Source organism: Microbacterium sp. GQ128 (genome assembly GCF_059758615.1).
Genome location: NZ_JCAXDY010000003.1, coordinates 577,187 through 599,074 on the forward strand (window position 1 = coordinate 577,187; position 21,888 = coordinate 599,074).

The following is a 21,888-nucleotide window of genomic DNA, read 5'->3' on the forward strand; positions in this document are numbered from 1 at the left end:
TCCGCGTGGCCGATCTGACCGGCCCTGATGCGATCGCGGTCGGCTTCGCGGTGCGCCCGGTCTGACGAGACCGTACCCCGGCCGACCTCGGTCAGGCGAACGCGCTCATCCCGGTGATGTCACGCCCGAGAAGCAGCGCCTGCACGCTCTCCGTGCCCTCGTAGGTGTGGATCGCCTCGATGTCGGCCATGTGCTGGATGACGCCGTTCTCGAGCAGGATGCCGTTGCCGCCGAGCAGGTCGCGGGCGGTCGAGGCGATGCGTCGCGCGGCCCGCGTGTTGTGGAACTTCGCGAGCGACGCCTGGGTCGGACGCAGCTCGCCTGCGGTCTCCAGGTCGGCCATCCGCCGGCAGTACAGCTGCATGGCGGTGAGGTCTTCGAGCATGTGGGTGAGCCGCTCCTGCACCATCTGGAACTTCGCGAGCGGCTTGCCGAACTGCACGCGCTGGGTCGCGTAGGCGAGCGCGGCCTCGTAGCAGGCGGTCGCGTGACCGAGCGCCGACCAGGCGACACCGGAGCGGGTCGCATAGAGCACGGTCGAGGCGTCTTTGAAGCTCTTCGTCCCCGGCAGCACGGCGTCGAGCGGCACCCGCACGTCGTCGAGGACGATGTGGGCCTGATGGATCGCGCGCAGCGAGGCCTTTCCGCGGATCACGCTGCCGGTGTAGCCCGGCATCTCCTGTTCGACGAGGAAGCAGCGGACCGCCCCGTGCTCGTCGGCTCCCTCGTCGTCGACGCGGGCCCAGACGAACGTGACGCCCCCGGACGCGCCGTTCCCGATCCACTTCTTCGCGCCGCGGATGACCCAGGAGTCGCCGTCGCGGCGGGCGACGGTCTCGAGGGAGACGGAGTCCGAGCCGTGGTCGGGCTCGGTCAGCGCGAAGGAGCCGAGCACCGAGCCGTCGGCGAGCGCGGTGAGCCACCTCTCCTGCTGGTCCGGCGAGCCGAACAGGGCGAGGGTGCGCAGGGCGAGCCCGCCCTGCACGGCGAGGATCGTGCCCAGCGAGCCGTCGCCGCGGGAGATCTCCATGTTGACGAGCCCGGCGGCCAGCGGCGACAGGCTCGTGAGCGCGGGGTGCTGGACGCCGTCCACGACGAGGTCCATCTCACCCATCCGACGAGCCGCATCCAGCGGGTACTCCGCGCGGTCCCAGGCATCCGCCATCTGCGGCGCGACCTCGTCGACGTAGGACTTCGCGCGGTCCCACGCCTCGCGGTCGGCGGCGGGGATGTCGGTGAAGACGGCGTAGTAGTCGCTGTCCTGACGCGCGGTGATGTCGTACGACGAGACCCGCTCGCCGGGGAACGGGGTGGCTGCATCGCTCATGGGGCTCCTTCGTGGACCTGAGTATCGTACCTCTCGATACTCGGTTCCACGACCCGGGAGTGGCTAGTCGAGCTCCGACTGCAGGCGGCGGGACACCTCGGCGATCGGCATCGAACGTGGGAACACCGCGACGACCATGTCGTCCGGGGCGGTGGTGGCGTCGCCCGCCACACCGTAGCGACGGCGCACATCGGCCAGCGCCGTCTGCAGGGTGGCCAGCGGCACCTTCTTGCGCCCCCGCAGCAGCTGTCGCAGCACGTGGTTGTGCACGGCGGTCACGAGCGCGGCGAAGCCCACGGCATCCAGCGGGTCGACGCCGGGAAGCGCGCCGCGCAGGTACTCGTCGAACAACCGCTCGTAGCGGAACACCGTGATGATCTCGCGTTCCCGCAGGACGGGCACCTCGCGCACGATCTGGTAGCGGCGCCGGGCGAGCTCCGGGTCGTGCGCGAAGTGCGCGAACACCGACTCGGATGCCGCGCACACCGCGCCCCACGGGTCGTCGTGCCCCTCGTCGAGGAACTCCCTGAGCTGCTCGAGGAGCACCTCGTGATCGGCGAACACCACGTCCTCCTTACCGCCGAACTGGCGGAAGAAGGTCGAGCGCGAGACGCCGGCGGCCTTGGCGATCTGCTCCACCGAGGTCTGGTCGAACCCCTGGGCGCTGAAGAGCTCGAGCGCTGCGGCCACGACGCCGGTGCGCAGTTCTGCGGATTCGTGCATGGCGAAAGCCTAGACCTCGGCAGGCGGAGACGCCGAGGCGAGACCGTCATACTGAGAGCGTGAGTGAGCGCGGGATTGCGGCCGGATGGTACGAGACACGCCGCCGCGGCACCCTGCGGTGGTGGGACGGTGCGCGGTGGACCGATCGCATCGCGGTGCGCGGTCGCGAGACGACGCTGGCGGAGGACAGTGCCTCCACACGCAGGCAACTCCTCATATGCGAACTCGTGCTGGCAGCCGTCCTCGTCGCGTCGATCCTCTTCGCGCTGTGGGGCTCGCTGCCGGTGGTCGTGATCCGCCCCGTGATCGTCGGGACCGGTGCCGCTCTGGTCTTCACCCCGTTCGTGATCTCCCGGCAGCTCCGGCTGGTCGCACTTCCGGCGAGGCGCTGGGGCGTGCCGACGCTGCGCTGACCGGAGCGACCCGGTGGCCGCAAGAGCGTCCAGGCCGAGGTAGTAGGCTGGGGGACTGGTCGATGTCTCGACATCGAGAGAATTACCAGACAGCAGCCCAGTGAAGGAACCACAGTGGATCTGTACGAGTACCAGGCACGAGACGTTTTCGAAAAGTACGGAGTGCCGGTCCTCGCCGGCATCGTCGCGGACACCCCTGAAGAGGTGAGGGCGGCTGCCGAGAAGATCGGCGGAGTGGTCGTCGTCAAGGCTCAGGTCAAGACCGGCGGCCGTGGAAAGGCGGGCGGCGTCAAGGTCGCCAAGACCCCCGACGAGGCGTACGAGGCAGCGAAGGCCATCCTCGGCCTCGACATCAAGGGCCACGTCGTCAAGCGCGTCATGGTCGCGCAGGGTGCGCGCATCGCCGAGGAGTTCTACTTCTCCGTGCTGCTCGACCGCGCCAACCGCTCCTACCTGAGCCTCTGCTCGGTCGAGGGCGGCATGGAGATCGAAGAGCTCGCGGTGGAGCGCCCCGAGGCGCTCGCGCGCGTCGAGGTCAACCCGCTCACGGGCATCGACAAGGAGAAGGCCGTCGAGATCGCTCGCGCGGCGAACTTCCCGGAAGACCTCGTCGAGAAGGTCTCCGACGTCTTCGTCAAGCTCTTCGACGTCTACAAGGGCGAGGACGCGACGCTGGTCGAGGTCAACCCGCTGGTGCGCACCGAAGAGGGCGACATCATCGCGCTCGACGGCAAGGTCACGCTCGACGACAACGCCTCCGAGATCCGTCACCCCGAGCACGAGGCGCTCGAGGACAAGGACGCCGCAGACCCGCTCGAGGCCAAGGCCAAGCAGTCGGGCCTCAACTACGTGAAGCTCGACGGCGAGGTCGGGATCATCGGCAACGGCGCGGGGCTCGTCATGTCCACGCTCGACGTGGTCGCCTACGCAGGCGAGAACCACAACGGCGTGAAGCCGGCCAACTTCCTCGACATCGGAGGCGGCGCGTCGGCCGAGGTCATGGCCGCCGGCCTCGACGTCATCCTCGGCGACCCGCAGGTCAAGAGCGTGTTCGTCAACGTCTTCGGCGGCATCACGGCGTGCGACGCCGTCGCCAACGGCATCAAGGGTGCCCTCGAGACGCTGGGCGCCACGGCCTCCAAGCCGCTCGTCGTGCGCCTCGACGGCAACCGCGTCGACGAGGGTCGCGCGATCCTCGCCGAGTACGCGCACCCGCTTGTGACCCTGGCCGCCACCATGGACGAGGGCGCCGACAAGGCCGCCGAACTCGCCAACGCCTGAGACTGAAGGACGAGAAGAATGTCGATCTACCTCAACAAGGACTCCAAGGTCATCGTCCAGGGCATCACCGGCGGTGAGGGCACCAAGCACACCGCACTGATGCTCAAGGCCGGCACCCAGGTCGTCGGTGGCGTGAACGCCCGCAAGGCCGGCACCACGGTCTCGCACACCGACAAGGACGGCAACGCCGTCGAGCTGCCCGTCTTCGCCTCGGTCGCCGAGGCCATGAAGGAGACCGGCGCCGACGTGTCGATCGCCTTCGTTCCCGGTGCCTTCACGAAGGACGCGATGATCGAGGCCGTCGACGCCGAGATCCCGCTGCTCGTCGTCATCACCGAGGGCGTCCCCGTCGGCGACTCGGCCGAGGCCTGGGCCTACGCGCAGAGCAAGGGCAACAAGACCCGCATCATCGGGCCGAACTGCCCCGGCATCATCACGCCGGGCGAGGCGCTCGTGGGCATCACCCCCGCGAACATCACGGGCAAGGGACCGATCGGCCTCGTGTCGAAGTCGGGCACCCTGACCTACCAGATGATGTTCGAGCTGCGCGACCTGGGCTTCTCCACCGCCATCGGCATCGGCGGCGACCCGGTCATCGGCACCACGCACATCGACGCGCTCGCCGCGTTCGAGGCCGACCCCGAGACCAAGGCCATCGTGATGATCGGCGAGATCGGCGGCGACGCCGAGGAGCGTGCGGCCGACTACATCAAGGCGAACGTCACCAAGCCGGTCGTCGGCTACGTCGCGGGCTTCACGGCTCCCGAGGGCAAGACCATGGGTCACGCCGGCGCGATCGTCTCCGGCTCGGCAGGAACCGCTCAGGCGAAGAAGGAAGCCCTCGAGGCCGCCGGCGTCAAGGTCGGCAAGACGCCGTCCGAGACGGCAGACCTGATGCGCGCGATCATCGAGTCGCTCTGATCTGAGCTACGCTTGATCTGAAGGCCCCGGACTCCACTCCGGGGCCTTCTTTCATGCGCGCCGGCGGTGGGGCGTGGGGAGTGCTGGACGGGTCAGCTCCGAGGGGCGACGGCGTCCAGGATGCCGTCGAGGGCTCCGTGGGCGTGCTCCCGGGCGTCGGCGTCGTTCGCATGCGCGGCCAGCCAGAGCGCGAGTTCGTTCATCGATCCGGACAGTGCTGCGGTGAGCGGCTCGAGGAGCGCAGGGGAGACCCCGGCCTCGCGCAGCCCGGTGCGCAGCTCCTGCTCGGGGCCATCTGCGTCGAGCTGCCGCCACCCCTCCCACCCCAGCACCGCCGGTCCGTCGACGAGCAGCACGCGCGAGGCCGCTCCTCGGGTGATGGCGTCGAGGAAGGCGTGGCTGCCGTCGCGGAGTGCGGTGTCGGGTGTGCTGTCCGTGGTTGCCGCGACGATGGCTGCGGCGACGACCTCCTGCTGTGCGGCAGCGACGGCGGCGAAGAGCAGCGGCTTCGACGAGTAGTGGTGGTAGACGGCGCCGCGGGTGACACCGGCCGCCTGGGCGATCTCGTCGACGGACGCTGCGGCGTATCCGTGTTCGGCGAAGTGCGCGGTGGCGACGTCGAGGATCCGGCGTGCGGTCTCTGCCGCGTCTGCGGCGGATGCTCGGGGCATGGGGTTCCTTTACGTGCGGTGTGTATGTATCCTAGCTCAAGGATACAAACACGCTGTATGTAAAGGGGAGATGATGGAGATCACGAGCTTCTATCCGGTGCTCATGGTGAACGACGTCGCCGAGGCGGCGCGGTTCTATCGCGAGGAACTCGGGTTCGAAGTGACCTTCGAGGCCGACTGGTACGTGAGCTTGCGCTTCGACGGCGGTGAGCTCGCGATCCTCGACCGCACGCACGAGACCATCCCGCACGGGTTCCGCCAGCCCGTGAGCGGACTGCTGCTCAACGTCGAGGTCCCCGATGCCGCAGCCGAGTATGCGCGGCTGGTCGGGGAGCGGGGGCTGGCGGAGCGACTGCCGTTGCGGGATGAGGCCTTCGGGCAGCGGCACTTCATCGTCGAGGCTCCCGGCGGTGTGCTGATCGACGTGATCGAGCCGATCGAGCCGTCCACCGAGTTCGCCGCCGCCTACGGGGACTGAACACGAAAGAGGGGCGGATGCCGCAGCATCCGCCCCTCCTGTGCGACTCCGGGTCAGATCCCGACGCCGAAGAGCGCCTCGATGGGCCCGCGGGCGAAGAAGATCAGGAAGCCGGCGCCGACCACCCACAGCAGCGGGCTGATGGTCTTGGCCTTGCCCGAGAACGCGTGGATGAGCACCCAGCTCACGAAGCCCGCGCCGATGCCGTTCGCGATCGAGTACGTCAGCGGCATGACCGAGACGGTGAGGAACACCGGCAGCAGCACGCGGAAGTCGCTGAAGTCGATGTAGCGGATCTGCGCCATCATCATGGCTCCGACGATGATCAGCGCGGCCGCGGCGATCTCGGTCGGGACGATCGACGTCAGAGGCGTCAGGAACATCGCGATCAGGAAGACCACGCCGGTCACGACGTTCGCGAGACCCGTGCGCGCGCCCTCCCCGATGCCGGCACCGGACTCGATGAAGACCGTGCTCGACGACGACGAGGTCGCTCCACCGGCGATCGCACCGACACCCTCGACGACCAGCGCCGACTTGATGCGGGGGAAGTCGCCGTTCTCGTCGGCGAGGTTCGCCTCCTTCGCGAGTCCGGTCATGGTGCCCATGGCGTCGAAGAAGTTGGTGAACAGCAGGGTGAAGACGATCATCACGATCGCCACGAGGCTGACCTTGCTCAGGTCGAAGCTGAAGTCGACCGCGCCGATCAGGCTGAGGTCGGGAATGCCCACGGGGGAGCCGTTCAGCGCCGGGACGGTGAGTCCCCAGCCGCCAGGGTTGACCACATTGCCTTCGTCGTCGAAGCCGCGGGCACCGATGTGCCAGATCGCCTCGACGATCACGGCGAGCACCGTGCCGCCGATGAGACCGATCAGCATGCCGCCCTTGATCTTGAGGGCGACGAGGATGCCCGTGAGCAGGAGCGTGATCACGAAGAGCAGCGTCGGCACGGTCGCGACCGAGCCGTTGACACCGAGGCCGACGGGCGGCGACGAGGCGCCGGTCGCGGTGACGAAGCCGGAGTTGACGAAACCGATGAAGGCGATGAACAGGCCGATGCCGACCGTGATCGCGATCTTCAGCTGGAAAGGCACGGCGTCGAAGATCGCCTTCCGGAGCCCGGTGGCGGCGAGCAGCACGATGACGACACCGTTGATCATCACCAGGGCCATGGCCTCGGGCCAGGTCACCTGTCCGACGACCGAGAACGCGACGAAGGCGTTGATGCCGAGGCCGGCGGCGAAACCGAACGGGAGGCGCGTGACGAGTCCGAAGAGGATCGTCATCACACCGGCGGTCAGCGCGGTGGCCGCTCCGACGGCGTTGAACTCGAGCATGTTCCCGGCGACGTCGGGCTTGCCGGAGAGGATGATCGGGTTCAGGATCACGATGTAGGCCATCGTGACGAACGTCACCAGACCCCCTCGGATCTCGGTACCGATCGTCGATCCGCGCTTGCTGATCTCGAAGAAGCGGTCGAGCGAGTTCTTGGGCTCGGTGGATGCCGGGGCGGGCGGGGCAGTTGTCATCGGGAAACCTCCGGAGAAACGCTATCGTGTCGCCGACCCCACGCGCGCCCCCAGGGCTTCGTCGGCAACTCGTCGTAGTCTCGAAACGCTATGCAACGCCTCCTCGTCGCGCTCCTCGCCGCCTTCGACGCCGCCATCGCCGCGGCGGTCGGTCTCGTCGTGCTGCTGGCTCCGCTGACGCTGCTGTGGACGGTCGCCTTCGGGGTCACGGCCGACTGGGGGGCGCTCTGGCCGCTCACCGGGACCCTCTGGGAGTTCGGTCACGGAGTTCCGCTGACGATCACGATCCCGGACGCGCTCCTGGTCGCGCTCGCGATCCCACCCGCGGCGGCGAACTTCGTCGTGTCGATCACACCGCTCGCCTTCCTCCTGTTCACACTGCTCTTCGCTGCGCGTTCGGGCAGCAGGGCGGCGAAGGCGGGCGCGTGGCTGCTGGGCTCGCTCACCGGAGCCGCGGTGTTCACCCTCATCTCCGTGGGCGTCGCGCTGAGCGCACGGCTGCAGGCGGCGCAGACGCCGTTGGCGCCGGCGATCATCCTGCCTGCCGCGGTCTACCTCGTGGGTGTGCTCTGCGGGGCGGTGCGCGTCGCGTGGGAGGACGGCGACGGCGGCATCCTCGACCGCCTGCACGACTGGTTCGACGCCCGCGAGAACTGGGCGCCCGTTCCGGCGGCGATCGTGCGCGGGGCGGCCTTCGCGCTCGTCGGGGTCGCCGGCGCATCCGCCCTCGCCCTGGCTGTGACCGTCTTGTTCCGCGGCGGCGAGGTGGTGGCGCTGTTCCAGGCCGCCAGGGTCGACGCCCTCGGCGCGACGGTGATGACGCTCGCCCAGCTCGCCTACCTGCCGACCATGCTCGTGTGGACGGCGGCGTGGATCGCCGGTCCCGGCTTCGCGGTCGGTGCCGGAACGGCGGTGTCGCCCGCTGGTACGCAGCTCGGTGTGGTCCCCGGCATCCCCGTGTTCGGGCTGCTGCCGGAGAACAGCTCGATCTGGATGCTGATCGTCGTGCTCATCCCCATCGCCGCCGGTGCGTTCGCCGGCTGGGCGGTGCGCTCGCGCCTCGTCTGGGAGGGCACGCCGCTCGGGATGCTGCAGCGTGCGGTGATCGCCGTCGGCATCGCGGCCCTGAGCGCGGGGATCGGCGGTCTCGCCGCGGCCCTCGCGAACGGCTCGATGGGTCCGGGGCGGCTGGCGGTCGTCGGGCCGGCGGTCTATCCGTTCGCTCTCGCGCTCGGCGCGGAGGTCCTCTTGGGGGCTGCCATCCTCCTGCTCTCTCCTCGGAACCGCGATGAGCTCGCCGAGGAACGGACCGACCGCTGGATCGCCGAGATGACCGAGCTCGACCCGAACGCCGTCGTCATCGCGGGAGAGGCATCCGGTGCGCCCTCCGCGGGCATGTCCGCCGCGGACGACACGGCTCCGCTCGACGACGTGCGCGGGTTCCTCCCGCCGCCGCGGAATCCTGCGGAACCGCGCGACTGACGACGACATGCGAGCGGTCCGGACACCGGGCGGGAGCAGTATGCACACCCCGGTAGACTGGGCGCGTGCTCACGGTCGCCGTTCTCATCTCGGGCACCGGCTCGAACCTTCGCGCCCTCCTCGAGGCCGCTCGTCATCCCGATTTCCCCGCCAGGGTGATCGTCGTGGGTGCCGACCGCGAAGCCGACGGGCTGGCCCACGCCGAGGAGTTCGGCATCCCCAGTTTCACGGTGCCGTGGCACGAGCACGAGAGCCGTGAGGCCTGGGGTGAAGAGCTCGCCCGCCAGCTCGCCGTCTGGAACCCCGACCTCGTGGTGTTGAGCGGACTCATGCGCCTGCTGCCGCCGTCGCTCGTCGCGCAGTACTCGCCGCGCCTCATCAACACGCACCCGGCATACCTGCCGGAGTTCCCCGGAGCGCACGGCGTCCGCGACGCGCTCGCCGCGGGCGTCACCGAGACCGGTGCCAGCGTGATCGTCGTCGACGACGGTGTCGACTCCGGACCGATCCTCGCCCAGGAGCGCGTGCCCGTCCTCGAGGGCGACACCGAGCACAGCCTGCACGAGCGCATCAAGCCCGTCGAACGACGTCTGCTCATCGACGTCGTCCGCGGGATCGCCACCGGCGACCTTCCCCTCACCTCTTCTTCCTGACCCCCACCCGACGCCCCCGCACGAAGGAGCCCATCATGGCCGGCCCCCGCCACGACCCCACGCTCTACCGCGATCGCGACACCGTGCCGATCCGGCGCGCGCTCGTCTCGGTGAGCGACAAGACCGATCTGCTCGTCCTCGCGGCGGCTCTCGCCGAGGCCGGGGTGGAGATCGTCTCGACCGGGTCGACGGCCGCGACCATCCGCGATGCCGGCTTCACGGTGACCGATGTCGCCGCCGTCACCGGCGTCGCCGAGATGCTCGACGGTCGCGTGAAGACGCTGCACCCGAAGGTCCACGGAGGCCTGCTGGCCGACCTGCGCCTCGAGGAGCACCAGCGTCAGCTCGAGGAGCTCGACATCGCGCCGTTCGAGCTCGTCGTGGTGAACCTGTATCCGTTCGTCGAGACCGTCGCCTCGGGCGCGGTCGGTGACGACGTGGTCGAGCAGATCGACATCGGCGGTCCCGCCATGGTGCGCGCCGCGGCGAAGAACCACGCCAACGTCGCGATCGTCGTGTCGCCGCAGTCATACCCCGCGATCGTCGAGGCCGTCGCCGCCGGCGGCACCTCCGTCGCGCAGCGTCGCGAGCTCGCGGCCCGCGCCTTCGCGCACACCGCCGCCTACGACACCGCGGTGGCCCAGTGGTTCGCCGAGGGCACGCTCACCGAGCCCGGCGACCTGCCCGCACACCTCACGATCCAGGCCGAGCGCCTCGCGACCCTCCGCTACGGCGAGAACTCGCACCAGCGCGGCGCGATCTACACCCGCGCCGGCGGTCACGGCATCGCCCAGGCCACCCAGCTGCAGGGCAAGGAGATGTCGTACAACAACTACGTCGACGCGGATGCCGCGCTGCGTGCCGCGTACGACATGGTCAAGCCGGCCGTCGCGATCATCAAGCACGCCAACCCGTGCGGCATCGCCACGACCGCCCCCAACGCCCTCGACCCGATCGCCAGCGCTCACCTGCGCGCGCACGAGTGCGACCCGGTCTCGGCCTACGGCGGGGTCATCGCCGCGAACGGCACCGTGACCCTCAAGATGGCCGAGAACCTCAAGGACATCTTCACCGAGGTCATCGTCGCGCCGTCGTTCGAGCCCGCCGCCCTCGAGGTGTTCAAGGCCAAGAAGAACCTGCGCCTGCTGCAGCTCCCGCAGGACTGGCAGCAGGAGCGCATGGACGTGCGCCTGGTCTCGGGCGGACTGCTGCTGCAGGATGCCGACCGCTTCCCGGACGACATCGGCTCCGTCGCCAAGAACTGGGAGCTCGTGTCGGGCGAGCGCCCGAGCGACGAGGAGATGGAGAACCTCATCTTCGCGTGGAAGGCCTGCCGCGCCGTCAAGTCGAACGCGATCGTCCTCGCGAAGGACAACGCCACGGTCGGCGTCGGCATGGGCCAGGTCAACCGCGTCGACTCCTGCCGCCTCGCGGTCGAGCGCGCCGGAGACCGTGCCGCCGGTTCGGTCGCCTCGTCGGACGCGTTCTTCCCGTTCGCCGACGGTGCGCAGGTGCTGATCGACGCCGGCGTCACGGCCATCGTGCAGCCCGGCGGATCGGTCCGCGACGAGGAGGTCATCGATGCGGCCCGCAAGGCCGGCGTCACGATGTTCTTCACGGGGGAGCGTCACTTCTTCCACTGAGCGGCCGGCGTGCGCGCCGAAACCCCCGCTTCTCGCCGAGACCCCGGCCTGCCGACGCGTGCAGGCCGGGGTCTCGGCGGTGTGTCGGGGTCTCGGAACGGCAGGACGGACGCCCCTCAGATGGCGACGATCGCGCACATCGCGACGGTGGACGCGGCCATGGTGACGTGATGAAGCCGATGCGGCCAGGAGCGCTCGGCGCGCAACGCCACCACGGTGAGGGCGAGCGTGCCCAGCGCCAGACCCGCGCTCACCAGCTGCGGCATCGTCGAACTCGCGCCGTGCGCGTGCGAAGGCGCGAGCACCGCAGGAGGCGATGACGTCATCGCCGGCATGAGGAGGATCAGCGCCGCGGTCGAGATCACTCCGAAGGCGAGGTGGGTGGAGAGCATCGCACCCGGCCGCGCGGTGGGGACGGGGCGCGCCCGGCGCCCTGCGGCGAGGGCGAGAGCCGTGGCGACCAGCGCGGCGAACCACACGACCGGCGGCAGGAGCGACAGCGTCATCGCATCCGCCATGCCTACGAGCATCAGTGCGGCCGCGAGGAGCTCGGCTCGACCGGCGTCTCTGCGCATCCGGACCAGGGTGCCGACCCCGATCGCGGCGGGGACGAGCGCACCGAGATGGAGGAGGCCGCTCACCGTCCGGCCGGGACGAGCTCATCCGCCACGCCGACCCGCCGCCACTCCGCGGTCGCGACATCGGCCGGTGCCGCGGCGGCGAAGGCGATCGCACCTCGTGCCACGTCGAGCGCGACCGTGAGCTTCGTCTCCCAGCGCAGGTGTTCTGGCTGCTCGGGCCGAGCGCGGACCGAGATCGGGGCCTCCGGGATCGCACCGAAGGCAAGCGCCCGTTCGCGGTCGTCGACGATGCGGGCGAGTTCCCCCGCATCGGTCAGACACCGGTACCGCGGAACGCTCGTCGTCTCATAGGGGGAGTACTCACCCGTGGCGAGGGTCTCATCGAGGAAGTGGTTCGTGTGCGCGAGCGTCCGTCCGCGCGGGGCGGACAGCACGGCCACTCCCGCCGGTGACACCTCCACGGCGGCGGCCTCGGGTGTCTCGCCGTCGAAGGAGACGACCGTGAGCACGCTGGAGGCGGCGAGAGGCACCGACCGGGCGATCGCGGCGGCCTCGGCCACTGTGCGCGCCCCGTCCAGGATCATCCGCGCGAGGACGTGCACGGGCACTCCCGCCTGAGTCCCGTCGCTGCGATGGTGGAGGATGTTGAAGTGCACGCCGAGGCCGCGGTCGTTGACGCCGATCTTCGCGGGCTGACCGAATTCGGAGAAGGTCACCACCCGGGCGCCGGATGCCGAGTGCAGTCGCCGCACGACCGTCTCGTTCGAGAGCGTCTCGTGCCAGTCCCAGGTCTGCAGGGTGCGCGGCGGCGTCGCGTCATCGGGCACATAGACGGCGGTCGAGCACTCCATCGACGGAGTCATCCGGGCGAGGATCTCGGTGCGTGCCGTGAGCAGGTGCACATCGGTGAGCGCGAGTCCGCTCCCTTCGGCGACGCCGCGGAACTCCTCCGCGACCTCCGGCGCGTGCGTCTCGATCATCTCGCGGCACTCGTCGGCCATGTTCCGCGCCTGCTCGGCGGAGACACCCGACTGCCCGAACAGTCGCAGGTACGAGTCGCGCGCGGCGAGCATCTGCGGCGCCCAGTGCGCGCCGAAGCGGCGACCCTCGTGGTGCTGGTCGGCCGTCTCCGACGTCCACTCGTGGACGATCATGCCTCTCCTCCGATGCGCTCCACGAGCTCGGCGACGTCGCCGTAGGGGCAGCCGCGTGCGCGCGACGCGGCCGCGACGCGCTGACGGACCTCGCGGGGCTTGTCCTGACTGACCTTGAACACCGCGCGCTGTTCGAGGATCTCGAAGCGGAACGACACGATCCCTCCGACGATGCGCTCGAACGTGGGGAGCGAGCTCGTCATGTCCCATGCGGTGGGTTCGAGGCTCTCCAACTCCGACACCGTGCGGGTCACCACATGCATCCCGTCGGCGGGGTCTTCCAGCACGGTCACCCGGGCGGTGAGGTGCACCGCGGCATAGTCCCAGGTCGGCACGTTCGGGTCGTCGGCATAGGTCGTGGGGGAGACGTAGTCGTGCGGCCCGGAGAACACCAGCAGAACCGCATCGCCGTCTGCGATCTGCTGCCACTGCGGATTCTTCCGCGCGATGTGCCCTAGCAGCTCACCGCCGACGAAGCCGCCGTCCTCCGCCATCCGCTCGATGATGATCGGCGTGTGCGTGACCGTCGGTGCGCCGGCCGCGCCGCCGCCGTTGGAGACGATCAGGGCGAACGGATGGCGACGCACGAGCTCGTTCACCTCATGCTGCGACGGGGCGAGATACTTCTCGAACTCGTACACGATCAGCCCGCCGCGCACAGGATCGCGTCCCACGCGGTCTCGCCCGCCAGGGTCGCGACCGCGGTGGAGTTCAACGAGAGCCGACCACGGGAGGTGCCCGGGTCTTCGGGGAGGGCGACCTCGTCGGTCGTGAGCGCGAACAGGGTGTCGCCGTCGAGAGGGGTGTGGAACGGCTGGATGCCGCGGTGCATCGAGCTGTGTACCTGAAGCCCGAACTGTTTGAGTTCGACGTCGGAGAGCTGCACGTTCGTGACCACGGCCGTGATCGTGGTGTTGCCGGACATGGAGTCGAGCAGGCGCGACTCGCCGATCGCCTCCTCGTAGTCGAGTGCGGGGTGCCGGCGCTCGCCGGTGGTGCCGTCGTAGTTGCCGCGGACGATGCGGCCTTGCCGGTCGAGGATCACACCGTACGGGTTGAGCACCGTCACCACGAGCACCTTCACATCGCCGACCTTGCGGAAGGCCACGCCCTGCCCGGTGAACTCGACACGGGCGGGATCGACCTTGCCGGAGGAGGCCGATGCTCCGCCGCCGACGCGACCGATCTCGACCACACCCTGACGTGCCGCCTGCAGTGCTGCCTTGCCGAGAGCGGCGTCGGGGAAGACCGAGTTGTCGCGGACCGAGTAGTCGTAGATGATCGCGCCGGACACGAGCTGGAGCTGGTCGAAGCCGGAGCGGTGGTCCGTGCGCTCGAAGAGCGCCTCGGACACCCCGGCCACGGCCGACAGCCCGTAGACCGATCCGCCCGCGAGGCAGATCGCGTGGTTGTAGCCGTAGAGGCCGCTCGCACCGACCGCCCCTCCGCGTCGGTCGGTGAACGTCCGCGCGCCTGCGGGGATCGACAGCACCGTCGCCCCGGTGGGTCCCTCCTCGTACTCTGCGGTGCCGAGCAGCACCCCGGGGAAGTCGTACTCGACCTGCCCGCGGTCCGTGCCGTGCACGGGGGAGAGGGCGTAGTCGCCGTTGGAGCGACGGGGACCCGCGGGGACGACGGGGGCGAGGCGGTGGGTGTCGGTCACGATGAGAGCTCCTGGAACAGTTGACGCGAATAGGGATGGCTGGGGAGGTCGTAGAACACGTCGGTGGGCGCATGCTCGACGATCTCGCCGGCGCGCATCACCGCCACATGGTGGGAGATGTACCGCACGGCGGCCAGGTCGTGCGAGATGAACAGCGCCGCGAAGCCGTGCTCGGCCTGCAGGTCCTGGATGAGGTTGAGGATCTGCGCCTGCACGGATACATCGAGCGCGCTCACAGCCTCGTCGAAGACGATGAACGCCGGGTGGGTCACGAGCGCCCGCGCCACGCTCACCCGCTGCAGTTGACCGCCCGAGAGCTGATGCGGTCGGCGGGCGGCGAAGGACGCGGGGAGTCCGACACGGTCGAGCATGGCGATCGCTCGTTCCTCGACCGCTGCATTGCGCCGCTCGTGCACCAGCACGGGTTCGAGGACAGAGGAGAGCACAGTGGAACGGGGGTCGAGCGCCCAGCGCGGATGCTGGAGGACGGCCTGCATGCGGCCGGCCCGGGAGCGCAGGCTGCGAGCGAGCGGCGCGCCCTGGAATCGCACGTTCCCCGAGTCGGGGCGCTGCAGGCCGAGCACCACGGCGCCCGTGGTCGTCTTCCCCGAGCCCGATTCCCCGACGAGGCCGAGGGTCTCGCCGGGCCTCACCGCGAAGGAGACATGCGACATGGCCCTGACCTCGCGCCGCCCCGCTCCGAAGCCGGAGATGAAGGCGACGTCGACATCGTCGAGCTCGATGACGGGTGTGGCTGCGGGCGAGACGGCTGCATCTGCGGTGCTCATGCGGAGACCTCTTCCTCGGGCAGCAGTCGCGCCCGGCGATCGGCGTCGACGAGCTCGGCGGTGCGGATGCACAGGCTGTGCCGTGGAGGCACGGGTTCCGGACGGATCACGTCGCACGCGTCGATGCGGTGGGCGCAGCGCGCGGCGAAGGCGCAGCCCTCGGACTCGCCGTGCAACACGGGCGGGGAGCCGGGGATGCTGGACAGGCGCTCGCCGCGCCGGGCCCGGGAAGGATCGGTGGCGGCCAGGGCGCGGGCGTAGGGGTGGACCGGGCTGCCGAGCACCGCGGCTGCGGGTCCGCGTTCCACCACTCGACCCGCATACATCACGGCCACCTCGTCGCACCAGCGGGCGACGGCGGGGAGGTCGTGGCTCAGCCAGAGGATCGTCGTCCCCTGCTCTCGCGCCTGCGTGAACAGCAGCCGGATCACCTCCTCGCGCACCTGGCTGTCGAGGGCGGCGGTGGGCTCGTCGGCCATCAGCAGCTTCGGTCGACGGCACATGGCCATCGCGATCGCCACCCGCTGCGCCATCCCGCCGGAGATCTGGTGGGGGAAGAGCCGCACCACGCGGCCGGGGTCGGCGATGCGCATCGATTCCAGCAGCTCGATCTGGCGCGGCAGGGAGCCGTCGTCGCCGACAGATCGGAGCACGAGCTTCAGCTGCGCGCCGATGCGCATGGTCGGGTCGAGCGAGCCGATCGGGTCCTGTGCGATGTAGGCCAGGGTGTCGCGGCGATAGGTACGCAGCGCCTCGTGCCCGAGTCCGAGCACGTCGATCCCGTCGACCTCGAGTTCACCGCGCACGATCCGCGCCGAGCGGGGCTGCAGGCGCCCGATGACCGCGGCCAGCGTGGACTTGCCCGACCCGGACTCGCCGACGATGGCGACGGAGCTGCCGGCGGCGACCTCGAGGTCGACGCCGTCGAGGGCGCGGACGGTCGTCGCCCCGGTGAACTCCAGGGCCAGGTCGCTGATGCGTACGGCGGTCATCGGAGGGACCTCGTCTCTCGCGGTTCGAATCGGTCGCGGAGGCCGTCGCCGATGATGTTGATGCACAGGATCGAGATGACGAGCACGACGCCGGGGATGATGACCAGCTGCGGAGCCTGCGTCATGTAGAGCATGCCCTGCTGGATGAGCAGGCCGAGGGAGGCCTCCGGCACCTGCACGCCGAATCCGAGGAAGCTCAGCCCGCCCTCGACGAGGATCGCGACGGAGAGGGCGTAGCTCGCCTGCACAGCGATGGTGCCGGAGATGTTCGGCAGGAGTCGGCGGGCGAAGATCACCGGTGTGCGCACGCCGCTGATGCGCGCCGACACGATGAAGTCCCGCTCGGCGACCGCGCGCGTCGCGATGCGCACCACACGGGTCATGAGGGGGATCGTGATGACGACGATGCTGATGATCGCGGCCGGTCGTCCAGGGCCGAGGAGCGCCGAGACGAGGATCGCGAGCACGAGCGCGGGGAAGGCGTAGAGCACATCGGCGACGCGCATGACCGCTTCGTTCACCGCTCCGCCGTAGTAGCCCGCGAGCATTCCGAGCAGGGTGCTGACCAACGCCGAGCAGAGCACCGCGACGATCGAGACCACGAGCGTCGTCGCGGTTCCCTGGAAGAGTCGGGGCAGCAGCGACCGCCCGAGGTTGTCGGTACCCAGCGGAGCGAGCGCGGACGGACCCTCGAGGCGGCCGGCCACCGTGGCATCCGTGGACCCGGTCAGCCCGGTGAGCACCGCGAAGACGGTGACGAGGACGATGACGCTCAGTACGACGATGGCGGTGCGCAGGACCGCGTCGCTGCGGCGCCACGCGCCCCTGGACGCTTCTCCGGCGGCGCGGATGCGATGCGTGGCCGTGGGTGCGACTGTCATCGGCTGCTCCCTCCGGTGAGGCGCAGGCGGGGATCCAGCGCGTTGGCGATGAGGTCGACGAGCAGGCTCGCGACGATGAAGACGATGGCCGCGAGCAGCACCGCGCTCTGCACGATCGCGTAGTCGCGTCTGCCGAGGGCGGTCTGCAGGTACGAGCCCATGCCCGGGATGTCGAACACGAACTCGACGATGACCGTGCCGCCGAGCAGCACCGCGACCAGTGCTCCGACGATGGTGAGGATGGGCGCTGCGGCGTTGCGCAGCACGTGGTGGCGGACGATGAATCCCGGAGTCTCGCCGCGCGCCACGGCCGCCTGCACGTGCGGTTCGACGAGCACGTTCATGACGGCGTCCCTGGTGTTGCGTGCGACGACGGCCACGCAGCCGACGGCGAGGACCGTCACGGGAAGCACCAGCGAGCCGAAGAATCGTGCGGGGTCGACGGCGAACGGGGCGAACCGCCCGACCGACACTCCGAGCCCCAGCGTGGAGACGGCGAAGACGACGAGTCCGGCGAGGAGGAACTCCGGGATGCTGATGCCGAGCGCGCTGACGATGCGGCCGACCGCCCCGGCCGAGCCCTCGGAACGGAGCGCGGCGAGGAAGCCGAGCGGGATGCCGACCAGGAGCGTGACCACGATCGTCAGCAGCGCGATCGTCGCCGTGACGGGGAGCCGTGCGCCGAACTCCTCGGACACCGACACGTTCGACACGAACGAGTAGCCGAGGTCGCCGGTGAAGACGCCGAAGAGCCACCGGAAGTACTGCGCGACCACAGGATCGTCGAGTCCGGATGCGGCCACCGCCTGGGCCCGCTGCGCCTCGGTGGCGAGCGGACCCAGGACGAGGTCGATGTAGTCTCCCGGCATCAGACGCACCGACGCGAAGATCAGCACCGAGACGACGACCAACGTCAGCAGTGCGGCGCCGATGCGCCGGAGGGACCACAGAGCGACGGTCATGTCAGCTGGCGCGGAAGTCGGTGATGTAGCGGAGGAAGTCGCCGTAGCCCTCGTCGCTGCTCAGCGTCGGGGAGAGCGACTCGGTGTTCCACCCGATCGTGGAGGGGCGCAGCACCAGCGGCACCATCTCGCTCTGCTCGTCGGCGAGTGCGCACAGGTCCTGGAAGACGGCTGCGCGGTCGTCGCCGGGCGCGGTGGTGTACCCGTCCGAGATCAGCGCGTCGAGTTCGTCGCTCCCCTTCATGAAGACCGCGGAGAAGCCGGCGACCTCGGGGTTCCACCAGGTCGTCACCATCGCCGGGTCCGCGTATCCGGCGAACCAGCTGAGTGCGAGGTCGAAGTCGGCCGGGCTGCCGTACACCTGGTCGGAGTACGTCGCATAGTCGACCTGCTGGATCTCGACCTTCACCCCGATCTCCGCCAGGTTCTGCTGCATCACCTGCGCGATCTGCGCGAGCACCGGCTCGTCCGTGTACACGACGAGGTCGAGTTCGAGCCCGCCGACCCCGTCGATCACGGCCTTGGCCGCGGCGGCGTCGCGCTTCGCCGACGGCATATCGGCTGCGATGCAGGCATCGGGCAGGCCGGCGGGCGTGACCCCGGTGGCCGCCGTCGATCCGCCGAAGGCGAGTTCGTTGATCGCGTCACGGTCGATGGCGGTGTTGATCGCGAAGCGCACCTCCTGATCCTGCAGCGCCTCGTCGCCGGTCAGGGAGTTGATCATCAGGTAGTGGAAGTCGGTGTTGCGCTGCCCGACCACCGTGACGTCCGAGGCATTGGCGAGCAGCTCGGCGGAGTCGATGGAGTTCAGCACGGCGAAGTCGGCGGATCCGTCACGGAGCGCCGCAGCACGGGTCGCCTCGTCGCCGACGATGTCGATCGTGAGCGTCGAGAAGCCGAGCGCCTCGGCATCCGGGTGGTGGGTGTTCGGCTCGAACGTCCACTCCTCGTCCTGGCGGTGCGCGGTCGCGACGAGCGGCCCTGTGCCGACCATCTCGGTCGCGATGTCGATCTCGCCGGCCTCGATCTCGGCCATGGGCAGGATGGCGGCCGGAGTGTTGGCGAGTGCCGCGAGGAACGGCGCATACGGGCTGGACAGGGTGACCGTGACCTCGAGATCCCCGGTCTCCTCGATCGAGGCGATCGGGCCGAGCTGGCCGGTCCACGTGGTCGGGGTGTCGACCAGGCGCTGCAGGCTTCCGACGACGTCGGCCGCGGTCATGGGGCGCCCGTTCGAGAACACGGCGTCGTCGGCGAGCGTGAACACGTACTCGGTGTCGCTCGGGGTCTCCCACGAGGTGGCGAGCTTGGGAGCGACGTCGAGGTTCTCATCGATCGTGGTGAGGGTCTCGTACGAGAGCCCTTCCAGCATCCAGGAGCGTGCGGTGGCGGCCCCCTGCGGGTCGAGGCCGCTCGCCTCGGCGGTGTCGTAGTCGACCTGGACGACGAGGTCTCCGCCGGCGTCGAACCCCTCGTCGGCGACGGCGAGGAAGCCGGGGGCCGCCTCGGCGTGTGTCGGTTCGGCGTCGGGTGATGCCCCGGCGGAGCATCCGGTGAGGGCGAGGATCGCGACGGTGGCGGCGGCCACTCCCGCTCGAGCTGCTGTGTGCATGTCGGTGTTTCCCTTCGGGATGTCGGACGCGCCGGGTCAGGCGTCGTGCGACGACGGGCGGACAGAGAGGTGATGCAGATGGTGCTCGGGTGGTGCATCGCCGACGCCTGCGTGGTCGCAGGCGCATGCGCGGGGGGAGACCGGGACGTCGAGGGTCGGGTTCCGGTCGAAGAAGTCGTGGGGCTTCAGCGTGAACCCGCAGGTGTCGACCGGCATGATCGGCCAGTCCTCGGTGCGCGGGAAGTGAGTGAGGCCGAACGTGTGCCACAGCACCAGGTCGGCGCCGTCGAGGGACGCATCGTCGGCGACGAACGCGGGAAGTCCCTGCTCCGGTGCCGACTGGTTGACGACATCGCCGGCGGGGTAGCGCTCGTCGGGATCGTAGGCCGTGACCCAGAGGTCGGCGGTCGCGAAGCGCGCACGCGAGGCGATGACCGACTCGGGCTGCGCGAGGAGCACGGGCTTGCTCTCGGGGGTCAGGACGTAGGAGGTGGGGCGGCCGAGTCGGTTGGTGGCCGTCGCGCTGCTCACCCGCCATGTGCGGTCGACCCGGGCATCCGCTCGCCGTCGACCTTCGAGCTCGCTGCGCAGACGCGTCTTCGTGAAGCCGATCGCGCTGCCGTGGAGGTTGTCGTCGTCGACGGGGAGGGCGTGCACGTCGACCTCGTCTATGACGGCCGGCCCGTCGTCGACCGCCATGTCGAGTCGGGCGCAGAACAGGTGCTGGTGGTACGGCGCGGCGAGACCGGGGGCGAGTTCGCTCGCGAACCTGCTGGTGCGCTCGTCGTAGGCGGCCGTGAACACGAGCCCGGTGGCCTTCGCCTCGAACTCGATCTTGCCGTCCAGGTAGAGGTACCAGTAGAAGCCGTAGTCGTAGTTGCCAACGGTGACGAAGAAGGAGATCACCAGCCGGCGCTGGCGGCGGACGTCGCTCGATCCGGTGAACTGCTCGGTGTGCTTCCAGAGCACTCCGGCATCCTCCTCGTGCACGCAGATCACGTTCGGCAGGATCTTCACGTTGCCGCGCGCGTCGGCGATCGGGACGTCGAGGTAGGTGATGTCTCCGACGCAGTCGCAGCCGAGTTCGAGGGAGTTGGCGAGCCGGCCGAGCAGGTACTCGCCGGTGTCGAAGTAGTTCTGCCAGAACCGCACCGGTCCGGGGTCGCCGTACGGCACCAGCATCTCGGCGATCGATGCGCGGTGCACGATGGGGCGGACCCGCCCGTCGTCCTCGAAGCCGATGCCGTGGAGGATCAGCCCTTCCCGCATGTCGTAGCCGATGCGCAGGGACCACTTCTCCCAGGAGATCACGTCGCCCTCGAAGGAGAAGCTCGGACCTTCGGGCTGCGTGATGACGATGGGCTTCTGCGTGGTCCGCTCCGGACCGAACGTGCCGGGCACGTGGTAGTCGCCGGTCTCCTGCGGGATCGGCATGACGCCCACGTCGATGACGTCGACCACGGTGCGGCTCGCGACGTCGACGTAGGCGACCAGCCCGTCGATCGGGTGCGCCCAGGGCATGGTCTGCGGAGTGGGCTGGTGGTGCCCGAGCACGCGAGCGAGCCGTCGCCCGCTCTCTCCCTCGATCGGGAAGCGGCCTGCCGACAGGCCGGCCAGCGCGACCGTGCTCGGGTCGTCGATGCCGCGGGCGGCGAGGGCGGTGGCCCAGCGCTCGTCGGTGCCGATCAGCTCGCGGATGATCGCGTGCTCCTCCTGGAGCAGCGGCACCTGCCCGTCGTGCTCCGGGTCGATGTCGACGTCCGTCGCGAGCTCGCCGGTGCCGATGTCGACCGAGATCGCGCGAGCGCGCCCGGTGTCGGTCTCGAGGAGCTGCACCCGGGCACGGCGGGGGACCGGACGTCCGGCGGCGACCTCGTGGCGGTCCGGCTCGTCGAGTCCGACGTACGCGATCCGGTGCGCCTCGTCCAGCGCACCGTGGGCGCGTAGCGTCTCGGCGACCCGCTGCAGTTCGTCCGCCGAGAGGGTCGCATACGGCGCACCGGACTCGTCGCCGAGTGAGCGCGAGCGCGAGGCGTGGTCGGACGGGGAACAGCTGCAGTTCATGGAGTCTCCATCGGATGTCGGTTCGGGAACGTCTGTGTGCCGGAACGTTCCGGCAAAAGTATGCGATGAA

Annotated in this window: 21 protein-coding genes; 7 read left to right on the forward strand and 14 right to left on the reverse strand. The window is 69.8% G+C overall.

Features of this window, described 5'->3' with window-relative positions; all coding sequences use genetic code 11:
* Window positions 1-91: 91 nt before the first annotated feature.
* Both AC6CHX_RS12885 and AC6CHX_RS12890 read right to left on the reverse strand, forming a co-directional pair.
* Entirely contained in the window at window positions 92-1,327 is a 1,236-nt protein-coding gene (locus tag AC6CHX_RS12885; protein WP_498273129.1) for an acyl-CoA dehydrogenase family protein, read from the reverse strand.
* A 63-nt stretch (window positions 1,328-1,390) separates the two neighbouring features.
* Window positions 1,391-2,050: a TetR/AcrR family transcriptional regulator gene (locus tag AC6CHX_RS12890; protein ID WP_136042732.1), complete on the reverse strand. Its 660-nt coding sequence runs from the start codon at window positions 2,048-2,050 to the stop codon at window positions 1,391-1,393.
* A 59-nt stretch (window positions 2,051-2,109) separates the two neighbouring features.
* On the opposite strand from AC6CHX_RS12890, the gene AC6CHX_RS12895 reads away from it, so the two are divergent.
* The 3 genes from AC6CHX_RS12895 (at window position 2,110) to sucD (ending at window position 4,665) form a co-directional block, all read left to right on the forward strand.
* The gene (locus AC6CHX_RS12895; RefSeq protein ID WP_452325974.1) at window positions 2,110-2,463 is read left to right on the forward strand and encodes a DUF2510 domain-containing protein; all 354 of its coding nucleotides are present in this window, start codon (window positions 2,110-2,112) and stop codon (window positions 2,461-2,463) included.
* A gap of 114 nt (window positions 2,464-2,577) precedes the next feature.
* On the forward strand, window positions 2,578-3,744 hold the full coding sequence (gene sucC, locus AC6CHX_RS12900) for an ADP-forming succinate--CoA ligase subunit beta (protein WP_029262293.1): 1,167 nt from the start codon (window positions 2,578-2,580) through the stop codon (window positions 3,742-3,744).
* Window positions 3,745-3,762: 18 nt separating this feature from the next.
* Window positions 3,763-4,665, forward strand: a complete 903-nt coding sequence (gene sucD / locus AC6CHX_RS12905) for a succinate--CoA ligase subunit alpha (protein ID WP_498273130.1) — start codon at window positions 3,763-3,765, stop codon at window positions 4,663-4,665.
* Window positions 4,666-4,757: 92 nt separating this feature from the next.
* Here sucD and AC6CHX_RS12910 read toward each other — a convergent pair whose 3' ends face one another.
* The gene (locus AC6CHX_RS12910; protein WP_498273131.1) at window positions 4,758-5,336 is read right to left on the reverse strand and encodes a TetR/AcrR family transcriptional regulator; all 579 of its coding nucleotides are present in this window, start codon (window positions 5,334-5,336) and stop codon (window positions 4,758-4,760) included.
* 73 nt (window positions 5,337-5,409) lie between these two features.
* Here AC6CHX_RS12910 and AC6CHX_RS12915 point away from each other — a divergent pair, with 73 nt between their 5' ends.
* Window positions 5,410-5,814 carry a VOC family protein gene (locus AC6CHX_RS12915; protein ID WP_498273132.1) on the forward strand — a complete coding sequence of 135 codons (405 nt, stop codon included), beginning with the start codon at window positions 5,410-5,412 and terminating at the stop codon, window positions 5,812-5,814.
* 53 nt (window positions 5,815-5,867) lie between these two features.
* Here AC6CHX_RS12915 and AC6CHX_RS12920 read toward each other — a convergent pair whose 3' ends face one another.
* Complete coding sequence (locus tag AC6CHX_RS12920) at window positions 5,868-7,343, reverse strand: NCS2 family permease (protein WP_498273133.1); 1,476 nt, start codon at window positions 7,341-7,343, stop codon at window positions 5,868-5,870.
* A 90-nt stretch (window positions 7,344-7,433) separates the two neighbouring features.
* Between AC6CHX_RS12920 and AC6CHX_RS12925 the strand changes: the two genes are divergently transcribed.
* The 3 genes from AC6CHX_RS12925 (at window position 7,434) to purH (ending at window position 11,121) form a co-directional block, all read left to right on the forward strand.
* Window positions 7,434-8,825, forward strand: a complete 1,392-nt coding sequence (locus AC6CHX_RS12925) for a cell division protein PerM (protein ID WP_498273134.1) — start codon at window positions 7,434-7,436, stop codon at window positions 8,823-8,825.
* Window positions 8,826-8,890: 65 nt separating this feature from the next.
* The gene (gene purN / locus AC6CHX_RS12930) at window positions 8,891-9,478 is read left to right on the forward strand and encodes a phosphoribosylglycinamide formyltransferase (protein WP_136042725.1); all 588 of its coding nucleotides are present in this window, start codon (window positions 8,891-8,893) and stop codon (window positions 9,476-9,478) included.
* Window positions 9,479-9,513: 35 nt separating this feature from the next.
* Entirely contained in the window at window positions 9,514-11,121 is a 1,608-nt protein-coding gene (purH, locus tag AC6CHX_RS12935; RefSeq protein WP_498273135.1) for a bifunctional phosphoribosylaminoimidazolecarboxamide formyltransferase/IMP cyclohydrolase, read from the forward strand.
* Between the two features lie 116 nt (window positions 11,122-11,237).
* Here the strand turns inward: purH and AC6CHX_RS12940 are convergent, their stop codons facing one another.
* The 10 genes from AC6CHX_RS12940 to AC6CHX_RS12985 are packed head-to-tail and all read right to left on the reverse strand — an operon-like array spanning window position 11,238 to window position 21,818.
* Window positions 11,238-11,762 carry a hypothetical protein gene (locus tag AC6CHX_RS12940; RefSeq protein WP_498273136.1) on the reverse strand — a complete coding sequence of 175 codons (525 nt, stop codon included), beginning with the start codon at window positions 11,760-11,762 and terminating at the stop codon, window positions 11,238-11,240.
* The gene (locus tag AC6CHX_RS12945; protein WP_136042722.1) at window positions 11,759-12,856 is read right to left on the reverse strand and encodes a C45 family autoproteolytic acyltransferase/hydrolase; all 1,098 of its coding nucleotides are present in this window, start codon (window positions 12,854-12,856) and stop codon (window positions 11,759-11,761) included. The genes AC6CHX_RS12940 and AC6CHX_RS12945 overlap by 4 nt, the downstream gene beginning before the upstream one ends.
* Window positions 12,853-13,530: an FMN-binding negative transcriptional regulator gene (locus tag AC6CHX_RS12950; RefSeq protein ID WP_498273137.1), complete on the reverse strand. Its 678-nt coding sequence runs from the start codon at window positions 13,528-13,530 to the stop codon at window positions 12,853-12,855. The genes AC6CHX_RS12945 and AC6CHX_RS12950 overlap by 4 nt, the downstream gene beginning before the upstream one ends.
* Complete coding sequence (locus AC6CHX_RS12955; RefSeq protein WP_498273138.1) at window positions 13,500-14,519, reverse strand: P1 family peptidase; 1,020 nt, start codon at window positions 14,517-14,519, stop codon at window positions 13,500-13,502. The genes AC6CHX_RS12950 and AC6CHX_RS12955 overlap by 31 nt, the downstream gene beginning before the upstream one ends.
* A complete protein-coding gene (locus AC6CHX_RS12960; protein WP_498273139.1) occupies window positions 14,516-15,307 on the reverse strand; it encodes an ATP-binding cassette domain-containing protein in 792 nt (263 codons plus the stop codon). The genes AC6CHX_RS12955 and AC6CHX_RS12960 overlap by 4 nt, the downstream gene beginning before the upstream one ends.
* Window positions 15,304-16,299 carry an ABC transporter ATP-binding protein gene (locus AC6CHX_RS12965; protein ID WP_498273140.1) on the reverse strand — a complete coding sequence of 332 codons (996 nt, stop codon included), beginning with the start codon at window positions 16,297-16,299 and terminating at the stop codon, window positions 15,304-15,306. Before AC6CHX_RS12965 ends, AC6CHX_RS12960 begins: the two co-directional genes overlap by 4 nt.
* A complete protein-coding gene (locus AC6CHX_RS12970) occupies window positions 16,296-17,180 on the reverse strand; it encodes an ABC transporter permease (protein WP_498273141.1) in 885 nt (294 codons plus the stop codon). Before AC6CHX_RS12970 ends, AC6CHX_RS12965 begins: the two co-directional genes overlap by 4 nt.
* Window positions 17,177-18,142: an ABC transporter permease gene (locus AC6CHX_RS12975; RefSeq protein WP_452325966.1), complete on the reverse strand. Its 966-nt coding sequence runs from the start codon at window positions 18,140-18,142 to the stop codon at window positions 17,177-17,179. The genes AC6CHX_RS12970 and AC6CHX_RS12975 overlap by 4 nt, the downstream gene beginning before the upstream one ends.
* A 1-nt stretch (window position 18,143) precedes the next feature.
* The gene (locus tag AC6CHX_RS12980) at window positions 18,144-19,754 is read right to left on the reverse strand and encodes an ABC transporter substrate-binding protein (RefSeq protein ID WP_498273142.1); all 1,611 of its coding nucleotides are present in this window, start codon (window positions 19,752-19,754) and stop codon (window positions 18,144-18,146) included.
* A gap of 36 nt (window positions 19,755-19,790) precedes the next feature.
* Window positions 19,791-21,818 (reverse strand): primary-amine oxidase, encoded by a 2,028-nt coding sequence (locus tag AC6CHX_RS12985; RefSeq protein WP_136042714.1) that lies wholly within the window; start codon window positions 21,816-21,818, stop codon window positions 19,791-19,793.
* Window positions 21,819-21,888 lie beyond the last annotated feature (70 nt).